The following is a 10805-nucleotide window of genomic DNA, read 5'->3' as shown; positions in this document are numbered from 1 at the left end:
GTGAATCGCGTATTACGACACACCCTCTTTCTTTTTTCTGCAAATCCTATTAGCCTTTTGTCCTATATTCCAATGGGCTCATGCCTACATAACGCTTAAAATATTTGCCAAAAAACGAAATATTGGCAAAGTTCAATGCATCCGAAATCTCTTGAATAGAAGCATCTGTTAATTTCAGTTGAGACTTTGCATCCATAATAACCATAGACGAGATAATGTCTGTACACGTTCTTCCCGTAACGTCTTTAACCACGCTACACAAATATGCATGACTTACCCGTAACTGCTCTGCATACCACACAACCTGACGCACATGGGAATAATGCAAAGTCACAAGCCGTTGGAAATTACGAAACAACTGCTCATTTTTGGAAAGTATCCGAAGACCACTTTTATGTGCCGAAAGCTGATGAATAACCAAGTGAACATCAGCAAACAGATTTTTGGCTGCAACTGCCCGTCCTTTCTCATCAAGGAACTCATATAGGCGTATAAGCAAAGCAAAATAATCTCCAAGCAGTTCCGAGGCTTCTTTACGGAGAGGAATAACCGGAGACTCGGACAACAGACAGCAGGCATCAACCAAATGTTGTGAAGGATTTCCTTTGATATAGCTGGACGAAAAACCTAAAAAGTAAATTTTCAGTTCCCCGCTCACCTTATGTATCTGAAAAATGGTACCCGGTACCAATAACACAGCTTCATCCTGATGTACGCAAAAACGGTTCAAATTGACCGATGCCTCCACCTCGCCTCCGTGACATAGAATAAGTATCTCACACTTCAGTCTTACCGGAAAATCCGTATAAAGACTTAGCAAACCTGGATTAATATCAGCCCCCGCAAGCCAATCCTCCGGCAAGTCTATCTTGGGCATATTTTTTTCATAAAAGCGACCTTCCATATGATTTCTCTTATACAATATCAAGTTACAAAGATAATCTCATTTTAAAAACAGACAAATAAAAAAGAAAAGACTTATCGGCAAAAATATCTTTATCGCACATTTATAAGCAAATAACCGAATCCATCCAAAGATCTATTTTAAAAAAAGAACAAAAATAGAAAAAACAGACCTTGCACAAGCAATGACAAAGCCGTTACTTTGCAACCCGAAAAATCATGCATAAAACAAGTACTATCCCAAGAAGTGTCTTAAAGAAATAGTCATTAAAATCAATTATATGAAAATTTACAACTTAAAGTATTTCCTGATGGGCTGCATAGCATCCCTGATGATCACATCCTGCGCATCAAATGAAGACCCTGCTGAAAATAACGGAAGCGGTAGTATCCAATTGGGAGTTACGGCCAGTGCCGTATTTACAAAAGCCGTAAACGAAAACGATTATGGAGATATAAATCGATACTCTGTGCAAATACTAAATGATAAAAGTAGCGTTGTAGAAGAGTTCATTTATAGCGAAAAACCTGAACGAATTAGTTTAAACAATGGCAATTACACCCTGAAAGCATTTTATGGTACAGAAAATAATGCTTCACGCGACGGATTTTATGTAAAAGGAGAAACAAGCTTCACCGTAAACGGAGAAGAACTCCAAGAAGTAAATGTTGAATGTAAACCTACTTGCGGAAAAGTTAAAGTAAGTTTTGCAAACAATATGTCTCAATACTTTAGCAACTATTCTGTTGTATATGAAACTGCCGCACTGAAAGAAACCGGAAGTAGTGCTATCTGGCAGAAAAACGATACTGAACCGTGGTATTTGAAGGTGAATGCTGAAGGAGAAAGCGTAAAAGCTTCCATCAACTTTACTCGTATCAGCGATAACAAGTCTGCAACAGTGGAAAAGACTTATACACTGGCACCTGGTAAATCGTGGACACTGAACATTGCGCCGCAAGACAACAACGGTAGTTTGGGCATCGTTGTTACCATCGATGAATCGACTGATGATGAAGAAATCGATATCGAAGTTCCCTCCGAATGGATTTAAAACTCAATATCCTTAATATAGAAAGAAGAGATTTATGAAACTAATCAATATCATAGCCTTAAGCACAGTAACCATCCTTGGTTTGGCGTCGTGCGAGATGAAAAATGAACTGACTGGCAGTCTGGTGAGCAAAGAAGATACAGGCGCTTTAGAACTTGGAGTCAGCGTAAAGCAACCCATTTCACAGACACGTGCTACAGAAGTGACAACCAACAATTTCCCTGTAACCATACAAGGAACAAGTGCCGAAGTAACTGACGTAGTAAAAGAATACGCTACCGTAGATGAAGTCCCGTCCAGCATCACAGTCCCTGTAGGACAATATACCGTAACGTCACATACTCCCGGAACATTGGAGAAGAAAATGGAAAATCCCTATTATTCGGGCAGTACAAATATTACTGTTAGCAAAGGCATCACAAGTGAAGTCGACGTTGTATGTCGTATGGCCAACAGCCGCATTCAGATGAAGTACGGAAACGATTTCAAAGAGGCATTCAGTTCATGGACGATTACCATAGACGATGGCACAGAAACTGCACTTGCATACACCGAAAGTGACCAGAATCCGGCTCCCATCTATTGGCATTTTGGTGATAACATCACAGCCATTACTGTCAATATCAAGGCTGTAACAACTAAAGGGAACACTGTAACCGAAAGACGAGTATTCCAGAAGAAAGACGCAGCCGAACAGTATGAAGAAGTGGGAGATGCATTCACCGGCGGTGATGCACTGGAAATCAACATGGGTACTGTAGAATCTTCCACAGGAGAACTGACAGGAATTACCATTACTGCCAATATCACATTTGAAAATGAAAGCGAGTCGGTAGAGATTCCGACAACAAATCCGGACGAGGGTGGAGATTCCGGAACTGAACCACCAACAGGAGATGGTGTAACTCTTAACTTACCCGCAGATGTCACTTACTCAATATCGGCAGGCAATGCACCGGCCAGTGCTGATGCATATATAGCCTCTGAAGCAGGATTGGATAAAATCATCGTAACCATAACTGCAGGAAATGATGCCTTTCAAGCAATCTTGGTCGATTTAAAGATGGACGGACAAAGTTTCCTTGCTGAGAATGGAGGAGTAGACCTGATTGATAATAGCGATTTTGGGAATTTAGTCGCTACTGTAGGAAGTACAGCCCCAACAGATGGAATAAAAGAATATACGTTCCCAATCGGAACATTCTTCACCTTCCTTGATATGACAGGAGCGACCGATCCAGGCAAATCGCATGAATTCCATATTACTGTAACCGATAAAAATGGGCAAAAAGCAACCGGTGTATTTAAAGTAACCATAAACGAGTAAGAAAATGAAAAAGATATATTTATTTCTTTTTGTAATATTATCCACCTTGAGTATAACCTCATGTCAGCAAGACGACTTAAATGACAACATCGGTTATCTCCGTATTGAAGTAGGAACTAATGCCTACGTAGATACCCGTATCGCCGCAGATTATAACCCTAAACAAATTGCTTTGCAAATACTCGATAGTAAAGGAGGAATCGTAGAAAGTACCGACGACTGGGAAACCTTGTCGGGACAACAAATCCGCTTGGAAGCAGGAACCTATACCGTAAAAGCTTCTTCCAACGGGTTCGATGGTTCCGAATCGGGATTTGATATTCCTTACTATGCCGGTAGCCAGCAGATAACGGTACAAACAGGCAAAGAGGTTACCGCCAACATTACCTGTACATTGGCTAACGTAAAAGTTACCGTAAATTATGATCAGTCTTTTATAGATGCTTTCCAATCGGCTACAGCCACTGTCAAATCGGCTATGGAAGGTGTTAACGAACTCAGCTTCAGAATGGGCGATGAACTGAAACCAGCATATTTCCCTGTAGCAGACCTTACCGCTACTATTTCTGTAACCAACCATTCCGGACAACAGTTCTCACAAGATACACCTATCACTAACGTTAAAGCCCGCAAACACTACATTCTGAACTTTAAGGTTGCCGAAACCGGCGATATAGGAGGAGTCAGCGTCAGTGTAGATGGTACTGAAACCGTATATACGTTTACATTTAATGTTTCTACCGAAGCCAGCACAAAATTAGGTGCCGAACCGGCTAACGCTTGGAGTAACTTTGCTTATTTAGAAGGAAGTATTCTTTCTTCATCCGAAGAACTTGATCCGGCCAGCATGCACTTTGAATATAAAAAGGCCGATGCAGAAGAATGGCAGACCATTGCAGCCAATTATAATAGCGAAAACCAGAAATTCACAGTGACACTTACAGGGTTGACACCTGCCACACAATATGCTTATCGCCTTGCTTATGAAAAAAGTGGAGAAGCTTATGCCAGCGATCCAGTAACATTCACAACAGAAGAAGCCACTACATTGCCAAATGGCAATATGGATGATTGGTACAAGAACGGCAGAACTTGGTATCCGGTATCAGAAAGTGACTATTCCACTTCTGGTTCTTTCTGGGATTCAAGTAACCCGGGAACTACAACAGGTGCCGGAGCATTAGTTAATGTAAACCCAACACAAGGCAATAGCTCTATCGTACACACCAGCGGAGGTAAATCTGCAGAATTAAAATCACAGTATGCTTCTGCATTCGGTATTGGTAAGTTTGCTGCAGCCAGCCTTTACTCAGGCAAATTCAACAGCTTAGTAGGTACTAACGGAGCCAAAATTGATTTTGGACAGAAATTTGCATCTCGCCCAACAGGTCTGCATGGTTGGTTCCGCTATACAAGTGGGAAGATAGACTATCGGGGTGATAAAACTCCTGCAGGACTTGGCGAAAAAGGAACTGACGACTTATGTTCCATCTACATGGCAATAGCTAAGGCTCCTCATCAGTTGGACAACACCCAGACTTCTACATTCTTTGATTTTGAAAACGATGACAACATCATTGCGTATGGCGAATTACCTGATGCAGAAGCTGTATCCACCAATAATGAATGGAAAGAATTCAATGTCGAACTGAAGTATAAAGATATCACACCACAAACTGAATATTACTTGATTATCGTCTGCTCTTCAAGTAAATATGGTGATTACTTCACTGGAAGTACAGGTAGTATCATGTACATCGACGACTTAGAGTTGCTTTATGGAGTTCCTTCCACCAAGTAAAGTCGTACACAATTATTAATTAAAAAGAGAGAGCGTCATAACTCACCACAGATTACACAGACAGGCACAGAGATTTCAATCTGTGATCATCTGTGTAATCCGTAGTAAACTGCGGTTTTGATGCCCCCTCTTATATACGTTTTTAAACATTTATGTTCAGAATACTGTCACTCATCCTATTGTTCGCTATCGGTAGTGCATTCCAGACACTGCAGGCGCAGAAGTCTATCAGCATCGAAACCACCCTCAATGGCGACAGCATCATCATAGCCGATTCAACAGGACATGTTTACAAGATAAAAGCTCCAACCAAAAAGAAACGGAAAAAAGCCCAACGGCCCCAGCGCATCGACCGCGGCATCATGCAATCGGTCTTCATTCCCAAGGGTCAGTGGATGACAGGAGGTACGGTTTCTTATTCCGAACACGAAGAAGATAACCTGAACTTTCTGGTCATAAAGAATGTAGAAGGTTTGGGATATACGTTCAACGTTAGTCCCTACGTCGGCTACTTCTTCAAGGACAACGTAGCGGCAGGCTTACGCTTCGGCTACAACCGCACCTATCTGGATATGGCCAACTTCGAACTGAATCTGGGTGAAGACTTCAACATCAGCCTCAAAGACCTCTACTATCTGGAACATGAATATCAGGTATCGGGTTTTCTGCGTACTTACATGCCCATCGGAAAAAGCAAGATTTTCGGACTGTTCAACGAAGTACGCCTGACGTATGCCTACGGAGTAGGAAAGAACTCAACCGGTTCCAATACCGAATACGACGGTACTTTCGAACGGACGCACAACCTGCAAATCGGTATAGCACCGGGCATGACGGCCTTCGTCACCGACTGGTCGGCAGTCGAAGTATCGGTAGGCGTGATGGGCTACAACTTCAAATGGCAGAAACAGACAACCAATCAGATAGAAAGCGGCATGAGAAGAACGTCTTCGGGAAACTTCAAGATCAACCTCTTCTCGATAAACATCGGCATGACCTTCTATCTGTAAACCAACGATCAAGAAACGAACGAACTATGATAAAAAGACTCTTCTGTTATATATGCTGCGTACTGGCATTAACTGCCTGTGCCATCGAGAACGACATTCCCTACCCCATCGTTGACGGAAGCATCCAGGACTTTGAGGTAGAAGGACAATGTGGTCCCGACGGCAGTGGAAGCCAGCAAGCTACCATTGATAAAAACGCACGTACGGTGAAACTATATGTAGACGACTCGGTCGACTTGTCTGAACTGCGTATTACCAAACTGACCGTCAGCAACAACGCCACATTGGTGCCCGACTCTACCCTCTGCCACAACTATGCCAAGTTTCCGACCGTAGGCTTCAGTTCGCTGGACGATATTCCCATTTCGTCGGATACCCGCATGGATTTTTCGAACTCCGCAACGATCATCCTGCGCACTTATCAGGACTATGCCTGGAGCATCAGCATCGAGCAGGTGATAAAGCGCGATATCGTTCTGGAAAACCAGGTAGGCAATGCCATTGTGGATGACATCAACCGGAATGTCATTATCTACGTGTCGCACGAACAACGGCTCGACCACATTAAAGTGACTTCGTTCAACCTGGCTGGCCAGCACGGTACGGTATATCCTGACCCGACTGCCGATGCCTACTTCGACTTCTCCGAACCACGGACCTTCTTTGTTTCGTATGGTTGGGAAGAAGTGAGCCACCAGTGGACCGTCTATGTCTATCAGACCGACGAAAACGCATCAGGGCAGATAGACGTCTTCTCAAGAGCCACAAGTGCCACACTGAAAGGCAGCATACAAAGCGGCAAACAGCCTGTAGTGGAATACCGCAAATCGACCGACAGCAACTGGACTTCACAGCCTTCGGCCGACATCACCATCAGCGGCATCAACTATACGACTGATCTGCAACAACTCACTCCCGGCACCGCATACGAATGCCGCATCAGCATCGACGGCACCGTAGCAGGCACGCAGACGTTCACTACTGCACCCGCAACTCCGCTGACCGACGGCAGTTTCGACAACTGGCATCAGGAAGAAAAACTGTGGAACCCCTGGAGCTTGGGCGGAACTTCTTTCTGGGACACCGGCAATAAAGGAGCCGTCACCATCAGCGACAGCAACTCCATCCCCACCAGCGAAACCTGCAACGGAAGCGGACTTGCCGCCTCGCTCGAATCGAAATATCTTGTTCTGAAGTTTGCGGCAGGCAACATCTTTACGGGCAGTTATGTGAAGACGGTAGGAACCAACGGTGTACTGAGCTTCGGACGGTCTTTCTCGTCGTTCCCCAGCAAACTGCGCATCAACTATAAATACACTTCGGCCACCATCGACAAGGTGGGAGAAGATGCCCTTTCTTATCTGAAAGGACGTCCCGACTCGTGCCACATCTACATCGCACTGACCGACTGGGACGAACCACTCGAAATCCGTACGCGCCCCAGCGAACGCCAGCTGTTCGACAAAGCCGACTCGCACATCATCGCATACGCCGAACTGATACAAGGTTCCAGCACATCGGCCTACCAGCAGAAGGACCTTGTGCTCGACTATCGATACACCAACCGAACACCGAAATACATCGTCGTGGTGGCCAGTGCCAGCAAATATGGCGATTACTTCACCGGCGGAGTAGGCAGCAAACTGTGGTTAGATAATTTTGAACTGATTTACGAGTAAGTATGACAAAAGAGAATAGAAGAACCATCACAATGAAATATATCAAGGCCTTATATGCGGGCTTCATCGGCTTGCTGCTGGCAGCCTGCCAGACGGAGCAGTGGGAAGGCATGGAGGGCGGTTTCCTTATATCGTTGGGAGAAGACGTGACCGTAACCACCAAAAGCACTCCCGCCGAACTGGGCAAACCTGTTAAAGAACAATTTTCACTGAAGATTGTGAAAGAAAGCACCGGCAGCACACTGTACGATGGCACCTTTACTTCGGACCAGATTCCTGCTTCGGTCGGACTTTACACCGTGACGGCCACCTGTGGCGAAAATCCATTATTAGGATTGGACACTCCTTATTATAAAGGAGAAGAGGCAGGAGTGGAAGTAACCGAAGGAGAGACCCGGACAGTAAACCTGAGCTGCAAAGTGGCCAATGCACTGACCAGTGTGACGTACGACGAGCCCGAGAAGTTCGATGCCCTGTTCTCCTCGTACGGTCTGAAGGTTTCTGTAGATAATCAATTCGTCACGATCAACAATAACAATGCACAGAAAAGTGCCTACTACCGTGCAGGTACCATTCCTACCTTTCAGTTCGTCGGTACCCTGAAAGACAACGGTCAGGCAGTATCCATGACATTGGAAGATGACAAGCTGAAGAATGCCGACACCTTTGGCGCTGGCAAGCATTGCAAACTGACGCTGAAAGTGAAACCCGCCACCTCCGGAGTCATCCTTACCGTAGCAAAGGTAGAGGTGGAGAATGTGACAATCTCGGAGACGATACCAGTGGAGTGGTTGCCTGCACCGAAAATCAGCGCTACGGGTTTTGACGAAAATAAAACGCTGACAATCTATGAAACAGCCGAAGCACCTACTGCCTCGATTGACTTTACCGTATCTCGCCCCATCCAAGACATGTCATTCTCACTGAACTTCAGCGATGAGAATTTTCTCACGTTGAACAAAGATTACAATCTGTCAGCGTTAAGCGATGAGGACCGAATTAAACTCACGAATGCTGGCATCAGCCTACCTCTCATCGGTTCTAGTTCGCCCCAAATAATATTCAGCGAAGACTTTACATCTAAACTGTTAGCGAAAAATGAAGGTGTAGCCAATAACCAGATTACCATCAACAGTGTGACTGCCAACAATCGTACTAACACCGATGGAGCGCAAACCTATACTATTGCTGTACACAAACCTATATTTACCGTGTCCGTATTGCCAGGAAACATATGGACCAAAGAGTTCACCATTGAAGAAATAACCGTGGAAGAAGGGAAAGGGAACTTGGAGAAAATTAAAGAGAATCTGATTTACCAATATCAGGACAATGGAGAATGGAAAGACTGTAGCAATCAAGAGACCCGCCAGCAAATCTTTACAGAGCACCCACTAAATAGAAATTATAAAGTAAGAGCTATATATAGAGGCGCATTAATTTCCAATGAAGTAGATATTGAAATGGAAAGCCAGGAACAATTAGTAAATTCAGATATGGAAGCATGGCATCAAACAGACTCTGGTTGGGATGCTCCTAATTATATTCCACGTAACTCTTCTAATGAAGAAGAATATTGGGATACAAATAATGAGTTCACTTTTAGATATAATATTTTATCTTGGTTTAAAAGCAATTATAATGGTTTCCCAGCAGTTTCATATTCCACAGCCTATAAGCATGGAGGAAATAGATCTGCTGAATTAAGGAATACAGCAGCAGGTCCCGTTAATACAGGATCAGTTATTTATGACAATAATAAAGTGGCAGGGATGTTATTTTATGGAAATTACACTGGTACCACTTCCACCTCAGCAGCAAATGGTAGCATAAGTATAGATGAAGGGCGAACATTCAATAGCCGACCAACCCAAATATCATTTTGGTACATATATGAACCTTATAATGGAGACAAACAGGATACATATGAAGTTATAGTAAAAGTAATTGATGCTTCAGGCAACATAATTGGAGAAGGACATCATACCTCAAACATGCTAACGACATCATGGACTAACCAAACTATTAATATTACCTACCAAACGAGTTACATCGAAAAAGCCTCGAAAATATATGTATGTTTTCTATCTTCCAATGCCGGTCAAGGTAATGTTCCTTACGAAAAAAAAAGAGAAATTTCATTATCCGATGCTGGCAATTATACGACACATTATGGTAGTATATTACGTATCGACGACATCTCCCTCATCTACAACAAATAACAGACATATGAAACAAACATTATATACACTCATAACTCTCTTCCTGCTGATAAGCTGTCAGCAAGAAGACGTACTGACCGAAACGGGAAAAGGCTATCTGCAATTAGAAAGCCTTACCCTCGGTTCCGTCACCGCGGAAAACATCGTCACCCGTGCCGTTGAGGAAGACCTGTACATCAAGATCTCCAACGGAACTGATGCGGACAAAGTCTATGCGCCGGGAGAGTCTCCCCAAACCAAGGTGGAACTGAATGCCGGCTCCTATACCCTCGAAGCCTACAACAAAGCTTACCTTACAACAGGAGCCGATGCCCCACGCTATTATGCCCGGACAACCTTCAGCATCGAGCTCGATAAAATAAGCTACATCGACTTGCAGGTACCGATGATCAACGTTGGCATCAGCCTGGCACCGTTCAGCGACGAACTTACCGCCTTATTCTCCAACCCTACGCTTACCGTATATACGACGGACTCCGGCGCTACAAAAACGATTGCCCCCGGCCAGACCGCTTACTTCGACTATACGGACAACATGACCTTCACCTATACACTGACCGCCACCAACACCGACAACGAAACCTTCACAACAACGCCCCAAACTTATGGAAACAACGACGGGCAAAGCATAGAGCCGGGTCACTGCTACATCCTCAGCTACTCGCTGGCCGATACTCGCCTGCAAGCCGTCTGTACCACAACTGCATCGCGCTAATACCGCCCGTGAGTCATAACCATCCGAAATTCACCGTGTTTCATCTGAAGTACCACGACAGGTTGTCTTGTACTGATATAGGTAGACACATTT

Annotated in this window: 8 protein-coding genes; 7 read left to right on the top strand and 1 reads right to left on the bottom strand. The window is 44.2% G+C overall.

Going from position 1 to position 10805, the window contains the following annotated elements; genetic code table 11:
* Positions 1 to 49: 49 nt before the first annotated feature.
* A complete protein-coding gene (locus tag QVP67_RS00510; protein WP_288179743.1) occupies positions 50 to 877 on the bottom strand; it encodes a helix-turn-helix domain-containing protein in 828 nt (275 codons plus the stop codon).
* A 307-nt stretch (positions 878 to 1184) separates the two neighbouring features.
* On the opposite strand from QVP67_RS00510, the gene QVP67_RS00505 reads away from it, so the two are divergent.
* The 7 genes from QVP67_RS00505 to QVP67_RS00475 all read left to right on the top strand — a co-directional run bounded on the left by QVP67_RS00505 (position 1185) and on the right by QVP67_RS00475 (position 10712).
* Positions 1185 to 1958: a DUF4493 domain-containing protein gene (locus tag QVP67_RS00505; protein ID WP_022161607.1), complete on the top strand. Its 774-nt coding sequence runs from the start codon at positions 1185 to 1187 to the stop codon at positions 1956 to 1958.
* Positions 1959 to 1992: 34 nt separating this feature from the next.
* On the top strand, positions 1993 to 3285 hold the full coding sequence (locus QVP67_RS00500) for a DUF4493 domain-containing protein (protein WP_022161606.1): 1293 nt from the start codon (positions 1993 to 1995) through the stop codon (positions 3283 to 3285).
* Between the two features lie 4 nt (positions 3286 to 3289).
* The gene (locus QVP67_RS00495) at positions 3290 to 5086 is read left to right on the top strand and encodes a DUF4493 domain-containing protein (RefSeq protein WP_022161605.1); all 1797 of its coding nucleotides are present in this window, start codon (positions 3290 to 3292) and stop codon (positions 5084 to 5086) included.
* 152 nt (positions 5087 to 5238) lie between these two features.
* A complete protein-coding gene (locus QVP67_RS00490; RefSeq protein ID WP_022161604.1) occupies positions 5239 to 6096 on the top strand; it encodes a hypothetical protein in 858 nt (285 codons plus the stop codon).
* A gap of 26 nt (positions 6097 to 6122) precedes the next feature.
* Positions 6123 to 7775, top strand: a complete 1653-nt coding sequence (locus QVP67_RS00485; RefSeq protein WP_022161603.1) for a PCMD domain-containing protein — start codon at positions 6123 to 6125, stop codon at positions 7773 to 7775.
* Between the two features lie 2 nt (positions 7776 to 7777).
* The gene (locus tag QVP67_RS00480; RefSeq protein WP_288179742.1) at positions 7778 to 9997 is read left to right on the top strand and encodes a DUF4493 domain-containing protein; all 2220 of its coding nucleotides are present in this window, start codon (positions 7778 to 7780) and stop codon (positions 9995 to 9997) included.
* A 7-nt stretch (positions 9998 to 10004) separates the two neighbouring features.
* Complete coding sequence (locus QVP67_RS00475) at positions 10005 to 10712, top strand: DUF4493 domain-containing protein (RefSeq protein ID WP_022161601.1); 708 nt, start codon at positions 10005 to 10007, stop codon at positions 10710 to 10712.
* The last annotated feature ends 93 nt before the right edge of the window (positions 10713 to 10805 follow it).

This window comes from Bacteroides sp. CAG:633, assembly GCF_000435115.1.
Classification (GTDB): Bacteria; Bacteroidota; Bacteroidia; order Bacteroidales; family Bacteroidaceae; genus Bacteroides; species Bacteroides ndongoniae.
The sequence above is the reverse complement of the archived record's forward strand: the minus strand, read 5'-3'. Positions and strand labels throughout refer to the sequence as shown.

What these genes read in the sequence shown, in the direction of transcription:
- QVP67_RS00490 (WP_022161604.1), top strand. Translation starts at nt 5,239, where the DNA reads ATGTTCAGAATACTGTCACTCATCCTATTGTTCGCTATCGGTAGTGCA.
- QVP67_RS00475 (WP_022161601.1), top strand. Translation starts at nt 10,005, where the DNA reads ATGAAACAAACATTATATACACTCATAACTCTCTTCCTGCTGATAAGC.
- QVP67_RS00500 (WP_022161606.1), top strand. Translation starts at nt 1,993, where the DNA reads ATGAAACTAATCAATATCATAGCCTTAAGCACAGTAACCATCCTTGGT.
- QVP67_RS00495 (WP_022161605.1), top strand. Translation starts at nt 3,290, where the DNA reads ATGAAAAAGATATATTTATTTCTTTTTGTAATATTATCCACCTTGAGT.
- QVP67_RS00480 (WP_288179742.1), top strand. Translation starts at nt 7,778, where the DNA reads ATGACAAAAGAGAATAGAAGAACCATCACAATGAAATATATCAAGGCC.
- QVP67_RS00485 (WP_022161603.1), top strand. Translation starts at nt 6,123, where the DNA reads ATGATAAAAAGACTCTTCTGTTATATATGCTGCGTACTGGCATTAACT.
- QVP67_RS00510 (WP_288179743.1), bottom strand. Translation starts at nt 877, where the DNA reads ATGCCCAAGATAGACTTGCCGGAGGATTGGCTTGCGGGGGCTGATATT.
- QVP67_RS00505 (WP_022161607.1), top strand. Translation starts at nt 1,185, where the DNA reads ATGAAAATTTACAACTTAAAGTATTTCCTGATGGGCTGCATAGCATCC.